This is a genomic window from Paracoccus marinus, assembly GCF_007018965.1.
Classification (GTDB): Bacteria; Pseudomonadota; Alphaproteobacteria; order Rhodobacterales; family Rhodobacteraceae; genus Paracoccus; species Paracoccus marinus.
Map to the genome: position 1 here is coordinate 41,962 of NZ_VJYZ01000001.1, position 14,549 is coordinate 56,510.

The 14,549-nt window shown below is 70.1% G+C and carries 15 protein-coding genes; 7 read left to right on the top strand and 8 right to left on the bottom strand.

From position 1 onward, the window contains the following. Nucleotides 1–2: 2 nt before the first annotated feature. Entirely contained in the window at nt 3–827 is an 825-nt protein-coding gene (locus tag FNF32_RS00205; protein WP_131673597.1) for an alpha/beta fold hydrolase, read from the bottom strand. Nucleotides 828–998: 171 nt separating this feature from the next. Between FNF32_RS00205 and FNF32_RS00210 the strand changes: the two genes are divergently transcribed. After that, a complete protein-coding gene (locus FNF32_RS00210) occupies nt 999–1,649 on the top strand; it encodes a 50S ribosomal protein L25/general stress protein Ctc (RefSeq protein ID WP_131673541.1) in 651 nt (216 codons plus the stop codon). A gap of 76 nt (nt 1,650–1,725) precedes the next feature. Here the strand turns inward: FNF32_RS00210 and FNF32_RS00215 are convergent, their stop codons facing one another. Further along, the gene (locus FNF32_RS00215; protein WP_131673542.1) at nt 1,726–2,457 is read right to left on the bottom strand and encodes an FkbM family methyltransferase; all 732 of its coding nucleotides are present in this window, start codon (nt 2,455–2,457) and stop codon (nt 1,726–1,728) included. An 83-nt stretch (nt 2,458–2,540) separates the two neighbouring features. Here FNF32_RS00215 and trmFO point away from each other — a divergent pair, with 83 nt between their 5' ends. After that, nucleotides 2,541–3,881 carry a methylenetetrahydrofolate--tRNA-(uracil(54)-C(5))-methyltransferase (FADH(2)-oxidizing) TrmFO gene (trmFO, locus tag FNF32_RS00220; protein ID WP_131673543.1) on the top strand — a complete coding sequence of 447 codons (1,341 nt, stop codon included), beginning with the start codon at nt 2,541–2,543 and terminating at the stop codon, nt 3,879–3,881. Next, a complete protein-coding gene (gluQRS, locus tag FNF32_RS00225; protein ID WP_131673544.1) occupies nt 3,860–4,714 on the top strand; it encodes a tRNA glutamyl-Q(34) synthetase GluQRS in 855 nt (284 codons plus the stop codon). Before trmFO ends, gluQRS begins: the two co-directional genes overlap by 22 nt. Here the strand turns inward: gluQRS and hisI are convergent. Then, nucleotides 4,696–5,061 (bottom strand): phosphoribosyl-AMP cyclohydrolase, encoded by a 366-nt coding sequence (hisI, locus tag FNF32_RS00230; RefSeq protein ID WP_425467862.1) that lies wholly within the window; start codon nt 5,059–5,061, stop codon nt 4,696–4,698. The genes gluQRS and hisI overlap by 19 nt on opposite strands. 72 nt (nt 5,062–5,133) lie before the next feature. Between hisI and FNF32_RS00235 the strand changes: the two genes are divergently transcribed. Next, nucleotides 5,134–5,598, top strand: a complete 465-nt coding sequence (locus tag FNF32_RS00235; protein ID WP_131673546.1) for an iron-sulfur cluster assembly scaffold protein — start codon at nt 5,134–5,136, stop codon at nt 5,596–5,598. A 308-nt stretch (nt 5,599–5,906) separates the two neighbouring features. Here the strand turns inward: FNF32_RS00235 and recG are convergent, their stop codons facing one another. The 4 genes from recG to sciP all read right to left on the bottom strand — a co-directional run bounded on the left by recG (nt 5,907) and on the right by sciP (nt 11,530). Next, entirely contained in the window at nt 5,907–8,069 is a 2,163-nt protein-coding gene (gene recG, locus FNF32_RS00240; RefSeq protein WP_131673547.1) for an ATP-dependent DNA helicase RecG, read from the bottom strand. Further along, complete coding sequence (gene ligA / locus FNF32_RS00245) at nt 8,045–10,129, bottom strand: NAD-dependent DNA ligase LigA (RefSeq protein WP_131673598.1); 2,085 nt, start codon at nt 10,127–10,129, stop codon at nt 8,045–8,047. The genes recG and ligA overlap by 25 nt, the downstream gene beginning before the upstream one ends. 321 nt (nt 10,130–10,450) lie before the next feature. Beyond that, the gene (gene ctrA, locus FNF32_RS00250; protein ID WP_131673548.1) at nt 10,451–11,164 is read right to left on the bottom strand and encodes a response regulator transcription factor CtrA; all 714 of its coding nucleotides are present in this window, start codon (nt 11,162–11,164) and stop codon (nt 10,451–10,453) included. 81 nt (nt 11,165–11,245) lie between these two features. Beyond that, nucleotides 11,246–11,530 (bottom strand): CtrA inhibitor SciP, encoded by a 285-nt coding sequence (gene sciP / locus FNF32_RS00255; protein ID WP_131673549.1) that lies wholly within the window; start codon nt 11,528–11,530, stop codon nt 11,246–11,248. A 159-nt stretch (nt 11,531–11,689) separates the two neighbouring features. On the opposite strand from sciP, the gene mnmA reads away from it, so the two are divergent. Next, nucleotides 11,690–12,859, top strand: a complete 1,170-nt coding sequence (gene mnmA, locus FNF32_RS00260) for a tRNA 2-thiouridine(34) synthase MnmA (protein ID WP_131673550.1) — start codon at nt 11,690–11,692, stop codon at nt 12,857–12,859. Then, the gene (locus FNF32_RS00265; RefSeq protein ID WP_131673551.1) at nt 12,856–13,401 is read left to right on the top strand and encodes a glutathione peroxidase; all 546 of its coding nucleotides are present in this window, start codon (nt 12,856–12,858) and stop codon (nt 13,399–13,401) included. The genes mnmA and FNF32_RS00265 overlap by 4 nt, the downstream gene beginning before the upstream one ends. Nucleotides 13,402–13,436: 35 nt before the next feature. Here the strand turns inward: FNF32_RS00265 and FNF32_RS00270 are convergent, their stop codons facing one another. Then, entirely contained in the window at nt 13,437–13,847 is a 411-nt protein-coding gene (locus tag FNF32_RS00270) for a SufE family protein (protein ID WP_131673552.1), read from the bottom strand. A 123-nt stretch (nt 13,848–13,970) separates the two neighbouring features. Here FNF32_RS00270 and FNF32_RS00275 point away from each other — a divergent pair, with 123 nt between their 5' ends. Next, complete coding sequence (locus tag FNF32_RS00275) at nt 13,971–14,534, top strand: hypothetical protein (protein WP_131673553.1); 564 nt, start codon at nt 13,971–13,973, stop codon at nt 14,532–14,534. Nucleotides 14,535–14,549 lie beyond the last annotated feature (15 nt).

The window sequence follows — 14,549 nt, forward strand, 5'->3', positions numbered from 1 at the left end:
GCTCAGACCTCGCGCAGGAACGCCAGCAGGTCGCGGTTCACCTCGTCCGCGTTCGTCGCCAGCACCCCGTGCGGCGCGCCGTCGTATTCGGCATAGCGCGCCTGCGGCAGCAGCTTCGACAGCCGCAGCCCGGTCGCCTTGTGCGGGACGTTCTGGTCGGCGGTGCCGTGCAGGATCAGCGCGGGGCAGGAAATCGCGTCCACGTCGGAAGTGAAATCCGTCAGGCCGAACGCGTCCACGCAGGCCAGCGTGGCGATCGGGCTCGCCTGCATGGCCATGCCCCAGGTCCAGTCTAGCACGCCCTGGCTCACCGGCTTGCGGAAGGTGCCGACGCCATAGAACATCTTGAAGAAGCCGCGCAGGAACTCGGCCCGGTCCTCGGCGATGCCCGCCTTGATCGGCCCGATGTCCTTTTCGGTGATGCCGTCGGGGTTGGCCGCCGACTTCGGCAGACCCGGCGCGACCGATGACACGAACGCCACCGCCGACACCCCGCGCCCCCGGTGGCGGGACATGTAGCGCGCGATCTCGCCGCCGCCCATGGAAAACCCGACCAGCACCGCGTCGTCCAGCGACGGCCCCCGCATCACCGCGTCAAGGTCGTCGGCCAGCGTGTCGTAGTCGTAGCCCTGCGCCGGCTGGCCGGAGCGGCCGAAGCCGCGCCGGTCGTAGCTCACCACGCGATAGCCCGCGTCCCTGAGCGCGAGGATCTGCGGCTCCCAGCTGTCGGCGTTGAGCGGCCAGCCGTGGATCAGCACCACCGGGCGGCCCGCGCCCCAGTCCCTGACGTGGATGGTCGTGCCGTCCGATGCCTCGACATGCGCCATGGTCGTTTCCCCCGTGCTGACGTCGCCCGCCGAACGCGCGGACGCCGCACCCGGTTGCGCCGGGTTCCCTGCCAAAACCGCTTGCCTTGCAGGCCCGGCGTCCCTATACGCGCGGGCTTGCCGACCATGCACCCTTGGAGGATGGCCGGCTTCAACCTGAAAGGAACCATCATGGCCAAAGAGATCCCAGATCTGGTGGCCGAGGCACGCACGGGGACAGGCAAGGGGGCCGCCCGTCAAGCTCGCCGCGAAGGCAAGGTGCCCGGTATCGTCTACGGCGACGGGAAAGACCCGCAGCCGATCCAGATCGACTTCAACCCCCTGCTGACCAAGCTGCGCGCCGGTCGCTTCATGTCCACGCTGTGGAACCTGAAGGTCGAGGGCCAGGACGACGTGCGCGTCATCTGCCGCGGCGTCCAGCGCGACGTGGTCAAGGACCTGCCGACGCATATCGACCTGATGCGCCTGCACCGCAACACGCGGATCAACCTGTTCATCCACGTGCAGTTCGACAACCAGGAAGAGGCCCCGGGCCTCAAGCGCGGCGGCACGCTGGTCGTCGTCCGCCCCGAGGTCGAGCTGATGGTGACCGCGTCCGAGATCCCGGACCACATCACCGTGGACCTGACCGGGCGCGAGATCGGTGATTCGATCCACATCAACGACATCGCGCTGCCGAAAGGCGTGCGTCCGACCATCGACCGCAACTTCGTGATCGCGAACATCGCCGCCCCCTCGGGCCTGCGCGCGTCCGAAGACGCCGCCTCGACCGAGGCCGAGGGCGAAGCGGCCGAGGCAGACGAGGCCGCGACCGCCGAGTAATCCCGGCACACCACACGAACGCGAAGGGCGGCCGCCCGGGCCGCCCTTTTTCATGTCCGCGCCCGATCGGCCCGGTTCAGCCGCCCCGCGCCAGCACGAAAACCTCTTCCGTGCGCCGCCCGCCCACGTCGGTGAAGCCTTGCGCCGCCAGCCGCCGCAGGATCGCGTCGCGCGCAGGCTCGCCATAAAGCGCCGGGTGCATCTCGACGACCAGCAGCCGCACCTGTCCGGGCAACGGCGTCGCCAGCACCTGTTCTTCCGCCCCTTCGACATCCATCGCGATCGCGGTCGCGCCCGATCGGCGGATCAGCTTGCCGATGGGCTTTGCCTTGACGCTGCACGAATGCGCGTTCTGCGCACGGCGCGGCAGGGTCGACGCGCTCCAGAACCCCGGATGCACATGCAGGTCGATGGTGTCGCGGGTGTCGTCGTCGCCCACGACCGCCATGTGCAGCACCGTCCCCTCGGCGCCCACGTTCCGGCGCAGGTTGCGCCGCAGGTGGCGCAGCATGGCCGGGTTCGCCTCGACCGAGGTAACGTTCACCGCCCCCACGATCCGCGCCGCCGTGATGCTGACCAGACCCGCGCCCGCACCCAAGTCCAGCACCCGGTCGCCGGGCCGCAGATGGGTGCGCAGCAGCGCCCGTTCGTGCCCCTCGTAGCCGCCATCCATCAGCCGCCCGCGCAAGCGCGGCACCAGCGCGTCCGTCGGCACCTCGATCACCGCCCCGTCGATGGTGAAGGTCTCGACCGCCGGCTGCGGTCGCTTGTCGGGCGGCGTGTTGGGGTCGGCGGGGGGCTGCGGCACGGCTCGATCCTTGCGGGCGGTCGCGCGGACTGATAGCAACCCGCCTTGCCTTTCGCCACCCTTCGCCCCACGGGACAAGCCCCATGACCGAACCCGTCCACATCGTCGGCGCAGGCCTTGCCGGGTCCGAGGCCGCGTGGCAGGTGGCCCGGGCGGGCGTGCCGGTGGTCCTGCACGAGATGCGCCCCCACGTCGCGACCTTCGCCCACCGGACCGGCGATTGCGCCGAGATGGTGTGCTCGAACAGCTTCCGCTCGGACGACGACGTGATGAACGCGGTCGGGCAGCTGCACTGGGAGATGCGGGCGGCGGGCGGGTTGATCATGGCGACCGCCGACCGCCACAAGCTGCCCGCGGGCGGCGCGCTGGCGGTGGACCGCGACGCGTTCTCCGCCGCCGTGACCGAGGCGCTTGAGGCGCATCCGCTCGTCACCTTCGACCGGGCCGAGGTGCGCGACCTTCCCGCATCCGGCAACTGGATCGTGGCGACCGGGCCGCTGACCTCTGACGCGCTGGCGCAGTCGATCCGCGCGCGGACCGGGGCCGATGCGCTGGCGTTCTTCGACGCGATCGCCCCCATCGTCCACGCCGACAGCATCGACATGTCGGTCGCTTGGCGGCAGTCGCGCTACGACAAGGGCGAGACCGAGGAAGAGCGCACCGCCTATATCAACTGCCCGATGACGCGCGAAGACTACGAAGGCTTCATCGACGCGCTGCTGGCCGCCGACAAGGCCGAGTTCCACGAGGGCGAGACGGCGGGGTACTTTGACGGCTGCCTGCCGATCGAGGTCATGGCCGAGCGTGGGCGCGAGACGCTGCGGCACGGACCGATGAAGCCGGTCGGGCTGACGAACGCCCACGACCCGGCCCAGAAACCCTACGCGGTGGTTCAGCTTCGCCGCGATAACGCCTTGGGAACGCTGTACAACATCGTCGGCTTCCAGACCAAGATGAAGTACGGCGCACAAACCGAGGTGTTCCGCCGCATCCCCGGCCTGCGGGACGCGGCCTTCGCCCGGCTGGGCGGGATCCACCGCAACAGCTTCCTCAATTCCCCCACGCTGCTCGACGACCGAATGCGCCTGCGCGGCGCGCCGCACCTGCGCTTCGCGGGTCAGGTCACGGGGGTCGAAGGCTACGTCGAAAGCGCCGCGATGGGGCTGCTCGCGGGCCGTATGGCCGCCGCGCAGGCGCTGGGGCGCGACCTGGCCCCGCCTGACGGGACCACGGCGATGGGCGCGCTGATCCACCACATCACCGGCGGGGCCGAGGCCAAGACGTTCCAGCCCATGAACGTCAACTTCGGCCTGTTCCCCCCGGTCGAGGCGAAGGGCGGCCGCCGTGGCCGCGCCGCCCGCTACCCCGCCTATACAGAACGCGCCAAGCAGGACTTCACCGCATGGCTGGCCGCGCAGGGCTAAGACGCACCCGCTTCGCGCCGTCGCCCACGGGGCCGCTGCATCTGGGCCACGCCTACGCCGCGCTGACCGCCGCCCGCCTGGCCGATCCCGGCGAGTTCCTGCTGCGGATCGAGGATATCGACCGCTCGCGCTGCCGCCCCGAATGGGAACGGGCGATCGAGACCGACCTTCGCTGGCTCGGCCTCGACTGGCCGCTGCCGGTCATGCGCCAGTCGGACCGCCTGCCCGCCTATGCCGACGCGCTGGACCGGCTGGCGGCGCTTGGCGTCACCTATCCCTGCCGTTGCCGCCGGGCCGACATCCGCGCCGCGCTCAGCGCGCCGCAGGAGGGCGCGGAGATTATCGGCCCCGACGGCCTCGTCTATCCCGGCACCTGCCGCGGCCGCAGCATGCGCGATGCCGACCCCCACGACGCGATCCGCCTGGACGCGGCCCGCGCCTTCGATCTGCTGGGCGCAACCCACGTCGGGTTCGACGACGAGGCGGTCGCCGGCCCCCACCGCATCACGGCGGCCGCATTCGCCGCCACCATCGGCGACGTGGCGCTGGCGCGGCGCGACATGGGCACGTCCTATCACCTCGCGGTCGTGGTGGACGACGCCGCGCAGGGAATCACGGTCGTCACGCGCGGCGAGGATCTTTTCGAATCGACATTCATCCACGCCGTTCTGCAAGAATTGCTGAAGCTTCCGCAGCCGCTCTACCATCACCACCGGCTGATCCGGGACGAAGCCGGCAAGCGCCTTGCCAAGCGCGACGACGCGCGGGCGCTGTCGCTCTACCGCGCGCAAGGCGCCAGCCCGGACGATATCCGTCAGCTGGTCGCCGGCTGAGGCGCCATCAGCTCGACTTCGGCCCCGTCCCGGACAGCGGTGTAAAAGCAGCTTCGCCGGTTGGTGTGGCAGGTGGGCCCGGTCTGGTCCACGACCAGCAGCAGGCAATCGCGGTCGCAGTCGACCCGCATTTCGACAAGCCGCTGCACGTGGCCCGAAGCGTCGCCCTTGGTCCAGAACGACTGACGCGAGCGAGACCAATAGGTTACGCGCCCTTCCTCAAGCGTCTTGCGAACCGCGTCCGCGTTCATCCAGGCGAGCATCAGCACCTCACCGCTCACGTGATCCTGGGCAATGGCGGGGATCAGGCCGGCGGCGTCGTAGGTCAGGCTGTCTGCATCGAACATCAATGGTCCCTTCGGCTTTCCATCGGGCGGCGGCGTTCCTATCTACGCCCTGACACGCGCAAGGGGAATGCCATGCCGGATGCCGCAGCGGCTGCGATCGACGACGACCTGATGGCGCTTTATTCGCGCCGCATACTGGCGCTCGCGTCCGACATCCCCCATCTCGGCCGCCTGCCCGCGCCCACGGGCAGCGCCAGTCGCCGGTCGCCGCTATGCGGATCGACCGTAACCGCGCAGGTGGTTGTCGAGGACGGCCGCGTCGCCGAGTTTGCGCAGGAGGTGCGGGCCTGCGCGCTGGGGCAAGCCTCGGCCGCGCTGCTGGGACAGGTCGCGATCGGCCGCACCGGGCCGGAACTGTCGGTCGCGCGCAACGCGCTGGCGGCGATGCTGACCGACGGGGGGCCCGTTCCGCCCGCGCCCTTCGACGGGCTCGAGGTGCTGACGCCCGCCCGCGCCTTTCCCAACCGCCACGCCTCGATCCTCCTGGCGTGGGATGCGGTCCTGGGCGCGATCGGGGATGCCGGACGGCAGGAATGAAAAAAGCCGGCCCGAAGAACAGGGCCGGCAAGTCACGCGTGACCGACAGGGGAACAGGCGGCTGCGTCCGGAAAGAAGCGCGGCAGCAAGGTCGACGCGGCAGAAAGCGAAAAATCAGCCGAGCGCGATGAACCCCGGCAGCCACAAGACGGTGATCGTGGTCACGGACAGCGCGGCGACGGCGAGGATGTCGGCCAAGGCTTCGTTGAACGGGGTCTTGCTGAACATGGGGTCAATCTCCCTTTGCGATGTTGCCCCTTTGTTCCACGCCGGCCGTTCGCTGTAAAGAACATTTTAAGAACTTTGTCTTACCCCGCCGACATCAGGCGGATCGCCCTGTCCTGTTCCATGAAGCACAACAGCGCCCGGATCGCCTGCCCGCGCGGTGACGCCAGTTGTGGGTCGCGTTCCAGCAGCGCGCGCGCGTCGCTGCGGGCAAGCGCAAGCAGCGCCCCCTGCCGCTCCAGATCGGCTACCCTGAACCGGGGCAGGCCCGACTGCGCGGTCCCCAGAACGTCGCCCGCGCCGCGCATCGCCAGATCCTCTTCGGCGATCCGAAAGCCGTCTTCGGTCTCGCGCAGGATCTGCAGCCGACGCCGCCCGGTCTCGTTCAGCGGATCCTGGTACAGCAGCACGCAGGTGGACCGTCCACTGCCCCGCCCGACCCGGCCGCGCAGCTGGTGAAGCTGCGCCAGACCGAAGCTTTCCGCCCGCTCGATCACCATGATCGTCGCCTGCGGCACGTCCACGCCGACCTCGATCACCGTGGTCGCGACCAGAAGCTGCGCGCGTCCCACAGCGAACTCCGCCATCGCCGCGTCCCGCGCCTCGACCGGCATCTGCCCGTGGACCAGCCGCACGGCGTCCCCGAACTCGGCCCGCAGGCGGACGAATCGGTCCTGCGCCGCCGTCAGGTCCACCGTCTCGCTTTCCTCGACCAGCGGGCAGACCCAATAGGCGCGCGCCCCGTCGCCAAGCGCAGCCCGCAGCCGCCCCGTCACCTCGGCCAGCCGGTCGTCAGGCAGCACGATGGTCGTGATCGGCTGCCGCCCGGGCGGCTTTTCGTCCAGCACCGACAGCTCCATGTCCCCGAATTGCGCCAGCGCGAGGCTGCGCGGGATCGGCGTCGCCGTCATCACCAGCATGTCGGGCGGCGCCTCGCGCCCCTTGCCCGCAAGCTCCAGCCGCTGGGTCACGCCGAACCGGTGCTGCTCGTCGATCACCGCCAGGCGAAGGTCGTGGAACGCCACTTCGCGCTGGAACACGGCGTGGGTGCCGACGAGGACCTGAGTAGTCCCCGCCGCCAGATCGCGCAGGATCGCCGCCCGATCCTCGCCCTTGTCGCGCCCGGTAAGCGCGGCGATCCTGACGCCCGCGAGCGCGGCCAGCGGCGTCAGCGCGGCCAGGTGCTGGCGCGCGAGGATTTCGGTCGGGGCCATCAGGACACCCTGCCCGCCCGCCTCGGCCGCGATCAGCAGCGCCATGAACGCAACCAGCGTCTTGCCCGCGCCGACATCGCCCTGCAGCAGCCGGTTCATCCGCTGGGCCGCGCCCATATCCGCCGCGATCTCGTCCACCGCGCGCTTCTGCGCCCCGGTGGGGGGCCAGGGCAGACCCGCAAGGACGCGCCCGCGCAGCGCGCCGTCACCCACGGTCGCGCGGCCGGGCGCGCGCCGCCGGTCGCGGCGGACCAGCGCCAGCGTCATCTGATGGGCGAGCAGCTCGTCATAGGCCAGCCGGGCACGCGCCGTCGCATCGGGCGACAGGTCGTCGAACGACGCGGGCGCGTGGGCGGCCGCAAGCGCGGCGGGCCAGTCCGGCCACCCCTTCTGCGCCAGAAGCGCGGCGTCGATCCATTCGGGCAGCGGCGGCACCCGTTCCAGCGCGGCGGCGGCGGCCTTGGCCATGACCTTCTGCGTCAGGCTGCCGGCGAGCGGATAGACCGGCTCGAACCCGGCAGGGGGCGGATCGGTCGGGCGGAGGATGTGGTCGGGATGGACCATCTGCGCCAGGCCGTCGAACAGCTCGACCTTGCCCGACAGGACCCGCGTCTGCCCGGTCGGCAGATGCGATTCGATCCACTCGCGCCGCGCGTTGAAGAACACGAGCGTCAAATCGCCGGTCCCGTCCGAACAGACGACCCGCCACGGCCGACCGCGCGTCGCGGGCGGATGATGGCGGCCGACGGTGACGGTCACGGTCGCAATCTCGGGCGGGCGCAGATCGGCGAGCCGCCCGACGCTGCGGCGGGTGACGCCCGCATGGGGCAGCGTCAGCAGCAGGTCGCGCGGCCGCGCCACGTCCAGCGACGACAGCGACGCGGCCGCTTTGGGGCCGATGCCGGGCAACGTGTCGGCGGCGGCGAACAGCGGGAAAAGCTGCGGCGGGCGGCCCTTCGGCACCGCGCGCGGCCCGGCCTCGCCCGCCTCGGCCTGTACCGGGCCGTTCAACCCTGCGCGATCTTCAGCCATTCGTCTTCGTCGATGACCCTGACGCCCAGCTCGGCCGCCTTTTTCGCCTTGGACCCCGCCCCCGGGCCCGCGACCAGCAGGTCTGTGCGGGCCGAGACCGAGCCTGCGACCTTCGCCCCCATCGCCTCGGCCCGGACCTTCGCCTCGGCCCGGGTCATCCGTTCCAGCGTGCCGGTGAAGACGAGCGTGAGGCCCGCGATGGGGCTGCCCTCGATGCTGGGCGCCTCGACCGGCTCGATGTCGGACAGCTGCGCCACCAGCCGGTCGATCGCGGCGCGCTCCCCGTCCTGCGCGAACGAGGTCACGAGCGATCGGGCGAGCACCGCGCCCACGCCTTCGATCGCGATCAGGTCGCGCCAGGCGTCCGACCCCTCGTCATGCGCGGCGTCCATCGCGGCGACGAAGGCGGGCCAGTCGTGATAGCGCCGCGCCAAAAGCCGGGCCGCCTGCTCGCCGACATGGCGGATACCCAGCGCGAAGATCAGCCGGTCGAGCGCGATCACCCGCCGTTCCTCGATCCCGGCCAGAAGCGCGGTCACCGATTTTTCCCCGTAGCCCGGCGTCCCAAGCAGCGCGTCGCGGTGGCGCGACAGCGCGAAGATGTCGGCAGGCTCGGCGATCCAGCCTGCGGCGTAGAACGCCTCGACCTGGCGGCTGCCCAGCCCCTCGATGTCGAAGGCCGCGCGCGAAACGAAGTGGCGCAGCTTTTCGATCGCCTGCGCCGGGCAGGCGATGCCGCCGGTGCAGCGGCGGACCGCGTCGGCGGGTTCACGCACCGCCTCGGACCCGCAGGCCGGGCAGAGCTGCGGAAAGGCGTAGGGCACCGAGTCCGGTGTGCGGCGGTCCATGTCGACCGCGTCGATCTTGGGGATCACGTCGCCCGCGCGATAGACGCGGACCCAGTCCCCCTCGCGAATGTCCGCGCCGTCGCGGATCGGGGTGCCGTCGGCGGCCCGGCCGGCGATGTAATCCTCATTGTGAAGCGTGGCGTTCGACACCACGACCCCGCCCACGGTCACCGGGGTAAGCCTCGCGACGGGCGACAGCGCGCCGGTGCGGCCGACCTGTATCTCGATCCGGTCGAGGCGGGTCCAAGCGGTCTGGGCCGGGAACTTGTGGGCGAGCGCCCAGCGCGGCGTGGTGGACCGAAAGCCAAGCCGGGTCTGCAGCGCGAGCTCATCCACCTTGTAGACGACGCCGTCGATGTCGTAGCCAAGCGTCGCGCGGCGCTGCTCGATATCGGTCCAGGCGGCGATCAGGTCGTCGGTGGTGTGGCAGACGCGGGTGAGCGGGTTGGTCGTGAACCCGAAGCCGCGCAGCCGTTCGACCGCGCCGGACTGGGTGGCGGCGAGCGGCGCGGACAGCGCCCCCCAGCCATAGGCGAAGAAATGCAGCGGCCGGCGCGCGGTCACGGCGGGGTCGAGCTGGCGCAGCGCGCCGCCCGCGGCGTTGCGTGGGTTCGCGAACACCCGCCCCTCGCCGCCCTGGTTCAGGGCCGCGAAATCCGCGTGGGTCATGTAGACCTCGCCCCGGACCTCGACCAACTCGGGTACGGCATCGCCCGTCAGTTCCCTGGGCAAGTCGCGGATCATCAGCGCATTCGCCGTCACGTCCTCGCCCGTCGTGCCGTCGCCGCGGGTCGCCGCCTGCACGAGCCGCCCGTTTTCGTAACGGATCGCCAATGACAGGCCGTCGATCTTGGGTTCGGCCGTAAAGGCGAGGGTGGCGTCGGCGGGAATGTTCAGGAACGACCGCACCCGGGCCACGAACTCGGCGACGTCCTGCGCCGAGAACGCATTCTCGAGCGACATCATGCGGACGGAATGCGCGACCTTGCGAAACGCCTCGGACGGGGCGGCGCCTACCTTGCCCGTGGGGGAATCGACGCGGGCGAGATAGGGAAACTCGGCTTCGAGCGTGGCCAGTTCGCGCTTGAGAGCATCGTAATCGGCGTCGTCGATCGTGGGCGCATCGGCGCCGTGATAGTCTGCGTTGGCCTGCTCGACCCGGCGGGCGAGATCGTCAATCCGCGCGCGCGTCACGTCGTCCGGTCCGGCCAGGGTGGCCGCGCCAGTCCGCGCCGCGGCAGGAACAACGCCCACGTCGGCGGAGCTGTCGGCCGCCTCGGCCGCCGTGTCGGCGGTCGCCTTGCCGTCCAGCCCGCCGCCAGCGCCCTTCGCGGTGGCGCGGTCCGTCTTGCGGCCGCGCCTTGGCCCGTCACGCTTGTCCGTCACCCGCCTGCCCCGATCAGTCCCGCGTGTGCGCCCGTCCGACCGGGCCCGCCCTCGTGATAAAGGCCGCGCGGCCGGGTTGTCCACCGGCCAGCAACCCCGGACAGCAGCCCGCCGGCAAGCCTTCGGGGGCGCCTGCGCCGGTCCGGGTCAGGCCCTCAGCGCGATCTGTTCCGAAGCAGACGCCTCGTGCGGGTCGCGCAGGACGTAGCCGCGGCCCCACACCGTATCGATGTGGTTGTCGCCGCCCAGCGCCTCGGACAGCTTCTTGCGCAGCTTGCAGATGAACACGTCAATGATCTTCAGCTCGGGCTCGTCCATGCCGCCGTAGAGATGGTTGAGGAACATCTCCTTGGTCAGCGTGGTGCCCTTGCGCAGGCTCAGAAGTTCTAGGATCTGGTATTCCTTGCCGGTCAGGTTCACCGACCGCCCCTCGACCTCGACCGAGCGCGAATCGAGGTTCACAACCATCCGCCCGGTCTGGATCACGGCCTGGCTGTGCCCTTTCGAGCGGCGGATGATGGCCTGGATGCGGGCGATCAGCTCGTCGCGGTGGAAGGGCTTCGTCATGTAGTCGTCGGCGCCGAAGCCGAACCCCTTGAGCTTGCTTTCGGTGTCGTCCGACCCGGTCAGGATCAGGACCGGCGTGTCGATCCGCGACAGGCGGATCTGGCGCAGAACCTCCATCCCGTTCATGTCGGGCAGGTCCAGATCCAGAAGGATCAGGTCGTAGTCGTACAGCTTCGCCAGGTCCACGCATTCCTCGCCGAGATCCGTGCGATAGACGTTGAAGCTGGCATGCGTCAGCATCAGCTCGATGCTGCGCGCAGTTGCCGGATCATCCTCGACCAACAGGATTCGCATGACGTGTCCTTTCTGCCGTTCCCGCTGCCGTTGTGCCCGCAATTGGTTAATTTGCGGTTAGCGAGAACCCGCCTATAGCACTCAATCCGCTGTCGTGTGGCGATATTTCTGGATCGTCGTGACTTTCAGCGCGTCCGGTCCCGGCCCCTGCACGGCCGCCGTCCATGCATCCAGTTCCTCAACCGTGAGTTGATAGCGGTCGATCGCGTCCTCGCGCTTTATCAGCCCGTAACGGATCGCCTGCACGACCGTCAGCTTGCGGCGCGCAACCCAGCGCGTATCGGCCGCCGGCAGGTCGGCCTGGGTCAGGATGCTGCCGTCCGGCAGGGTTGCGGTGCGTCGGCCCGTGGCCTTGCGTACATACATGAAACATCGCCTCGTTCTGATCGGACGACCATGCGGGCATGGCGCTTAAATCCGGGTGAACGCGGAACGCCGCTGCGGGTTGAGTCTTTGCCGCATTTTCCTATATTTTGTCGCATTCGGCGCGAGAGTCCCACGCCGCCCGCCTCAAGGATCAGCCGCATGACCATCTCGACCCCGGTTCCGGGCGACAGCATCGCCGTCAATTCGCTGGGCTTCGCAAAGCCGCCGGCCGAGACGCGCGTGGTCGTGGCCATGTCTGGCGGCGTCGACAGTTCGGTCGTGGCCGCGATGCTGGCCGAGGAAGGTTACGACGTGATCGGCGTGACGCTGCAGCTTTACGATCATGGCGCGGCCCTGGCCAAGAAGGGCGCATGCTGCGCGGGTCAGGACATTCACGACGCGCGCCGGGTGGCCGAACGGATCGGGTTTCCGCACTACGTCCTCGACTACGAGAACAAGTTCCGCGAATCGGTGATCGAGGAGTTCGCCGACGCCTATCTTGCCGGGGCGACGCCCGTGCCCTGCATCCGCTGCAACGAGCGGGTCAAGTTCCGCGATCTTCTGGAAACCGCGCGCGACCTTGACGCCGACTGCATGGCGACCGGCCACTACATCCAGCGGCGCGCGGGCGCGGGCGGGGCCGAGCTGCACATGGCCAGCGACCCCAACCGCGACCAGAGCTATTTCCTGTTCTCGACCACGCCCGAACAGCTCGAGTTCCTGCGCTTTCCGCTGGGCGGCCTGGCAAGCAAGGCCGAGACGCGGGCGCTGGCCGCGCGCTACGGCCTCGGCGTCGCTGACAAGCCCGACAGCCAGGACATCTGCTTCGTCCCGAACGGCAACTACGCCAGCGTGATCGAAAAGCTGCGCCCCGGCGCGGCCGATCCGGGCGAGATCGTGGACATGGACGGCAACGTGCTGGGCCGCCACCGCGGCGTCATCCACTACACGATCGGCCAGCGCCGCGGCCTAGCGATCGGAGGACTGGGCGAGCCGCTGTATGTCGTCAGACTTGAACCCGACACGCGCCGCGTCGTCGTGGGCCCGCGCGAGGCGCTGGCCACGACCATCGTCCGCGTGGCCGAGGTGAACTGGCTGGGCGAGGGCGAGCTTGCATCCATGCCCGAGCGCGAGATCGCGGTCCGCATCCGATCGACCCGCCCGCCCCGCGCGGCAGTCCTGCGCCCCGCCGGCCCCGGCCGGGCCGAGGTCGAACTGATCGAGGCCGAGGAGGGAGTCAGCCCCGGACAGGCCTGCGTGTTTTACGATCCGGGCAGCACCCGCGTGCTGGGCGGAGGATGGATCACCGGCAGAGGACCCAAGACATGACCGAGCTTCACGACATAGCGCTGACCCGCAACGATGGCAGCGACGCCACGCTGGACGACTGGGCCGGTCAGGTCCGGCTGGTCGTCAACGTCGCGTCGAAATGCGGCCTGACCGGGCAGTACGACGCGCTCGAGGCGTTGTATCGCCGCTACCGCGACCGGGGGTTCGTCGTGCTGGGCTTCCCTGCCAACGACTTCCTCGGGCAGGAACCCGGGACCGATGCCGAGATCGCCGACTTCTGCAGCGGCACCTTCGACGTGACCTTTCCCCTGTTCGCCAAGGCGCCCGTCGCGGGGGCCGACAAGCAGGCGCTGTATGCGGCGCTGATCGCGGCGCGCCCCCGGCGCGAGGACGAAGGCGGGATGCGCGCCGGGCTGGAAAAGCACGGGCTGTCGGTGAACGACGCGCCCGAGGTGATGTGGAACTTCGAGAAGTTCCTGATCGGCCGCGATGGGCGCGTCATCGCGCGCTTCGCCCCCGACACCGTACCCGACGATCCCCGGATCGTGCAGGCGGTCGAGGCGGCTCTGGACCAGGCCTGATACGGTCGGGATCGAAGCCGACGTCGGGCGCGCCGTCAGGCCGCCGCGGCGGCGTGGGCGCGCAATCGCTCCACCATCGCCCTCAGGCCGTTCGACCGCTGCGCCGACAGGTGGTCCTGCAGGTTCAGGCGCCCGAGTTCCGCCGTCGCATCCACGCGGGCCGCGTCCGCGACCGGCAAGCCGGCGTACAGCTCGTGCAGCACCGCGATCAGGCCGCGCACGATCAGCGCGTCGCTGTCGCCCTGGAAATCGAACCGGCCGCCATCCACGACGGGCTGGATCCAGACCTGACTCGCGCAGCCCTCGACCTTGGTCGCGGGCACCTTCAGCGCCTCGTCCATCGGCGCCATCGCCTTGCCCAGTTCAATCACGTGGCGATAGCGATCTTCCCAGTCGTCCAGAAAGGCGAAATCCTCGACGAGCGTTTCAAAGGCGGGGGAGGCCATGCGGGTTCCTTTCGGCTTGGCCGCCGTTCTAGACCCGCCACCGGCGATGGTCAAAGCGCCCCCTTTCCGGTCGCGCCCCGATCGCCTATCACCGGCAGGAGTTCACGTTCGAGGGCCCGCACCATGACGCACACCCGCCGCTATCCGCCGATCGCGTCCGCAAAGGCGCTCGTGGTGCTGGTCTGCGCGGCCGGGGTCCTGTCCGCCTGCGGCGGCGGCCGTTCGGCTGGCGATGGGGGCGGTGGCGGCAGCCGCTGGAATCCGGTGACGTGGATCACCTCGCCCCTGTCGTCGCGCGCGCCCAAGACGCTGGAGCCCGAAGGCGGCTACGGCAAGGTCGATGCGCGCACGCCCGTGGCGCAGATCCTGTCCGCCCGGTGGGAGCCGCTGAACGAAGGGCGCCTGCTGGTCGTCACCGCGATCGCGCCCACGAAGGGGTGGCACGACGCGGCGCTGGTGAACCAGACCTCGCAGCCAGCGGGGCGGATCGTGCCGGATGCCGACGGGGTCCTGCGGCTGCAATTGCTGGCCTCGCCGCCGCCCGAGGGGTCGGCCGACGCGGCCCGGGCGGCCCAGCCCGGCGCCGACACGATCACCGCGGCGATGCCCATCAGCACGGTCGAGCTGCGCAGCATCGGCAGCGTTACCGTCAGCGGCGGGCTGAACGGCATCACCCTTCAGCGCTGAAACGGTGCCTCAGCA

What these genes read in the sequence shown, in the direction of transcription:
- FNF32_RS00205 (WP_131673597.1), bottom strand. Translation starts at nt 827, where the DNA reads ATGGCGCATGTCGAGGCATCGGACGGCACGACCATCCACGTCAGGGAC.
- FNF32_RS00210 (WP_131673541.1), top strand. Translation starts at nt 999, where the DNA reads ATGGCCAAAGAGATCCCAGATCTGGTGGCCGAGGCACGCACGGGGACA.
- trmFO (WP_131673543.1), top strand. Translation starts at nt 2,541, where the DNA reads ATGACCGAACCCGTCCACATCGTCGGCGCAGGCCTTGCCGGGTCCGAG.
- gluQRS (WP_131673544.1), top strand. Translation starts at nt 3,860, where the DNA reads ATGGCTGGCCGCGCAGGGCTAAGACGCACCCGCTTCGCGCCGTCGCCC.
- hisI (WP_425467862.1), bottom strand. Translation starts at nt 5,061, where the DNA reads ATGTTCGATGCAGACAGCCTGACCTACGACGCCGCCGGCCTGATCCCC.
- FNF32_RS00235 (WP_131673546.1), top strand. Translation starts at nt 5,134, where the DNA reads ATGCCGGATGCCGCAGCGGCTGCGATCGACGACGACCTGATGGCGCTT.
- recG (WP_131673547.1), bottom strand. Translation starts at nt 8,069, where the DNA reads ATGGCTGAAGATCGCGCAGGGTTGAACGGCCCGGTACAGGCCGAGGCG.
- ctrA (WP_131673548.1), bottom strand. Translation starts at nt 11,164, where the DNA reads ATGCGAATCCTGTTGGTCGAGGATGATCCGGCAACTGCGCGCAGCATC.
- sciP (WP_131673549.1), bottom strand. Translation starts at nt 11,530, where the DNA reads ATGTATGTACGCAAGGCCACGGGCCGACGCACCGCAACCCTGCCGGAC.
- mnmA (WP_131673550.1), top strand. Translation starts at nt 11,690, where the DNA reads ATGACCATCTCGACCCCGGTTCCGGGCGACAGCATCGCCGTCAATTCG.
- FNF32_RS00265 (WP_131673551.1), top strand. Translation starts at nt 12,856, where the DNA reads ATGACCGAGCTTCACGACATAGCGCTGACCCGCAACGATGGCAGCGAC.
- FNF32_RS00270 (WP_131673552.1), bottom strand. Translation starts at nt 13,847, where the DNA reads ATGGCCTCCCCCGCCTTTGAAACGCTCGTCGAGGATTTCGCCTTTCTG.
- FNF32_RS00275 (WP_131673553.1), top strand. Translation starts at nt 13,971, where the DNA reads ATGACGCACACCCGCCGCTATCCGCCGATCGCGTCCGCAAAGGCGCTC.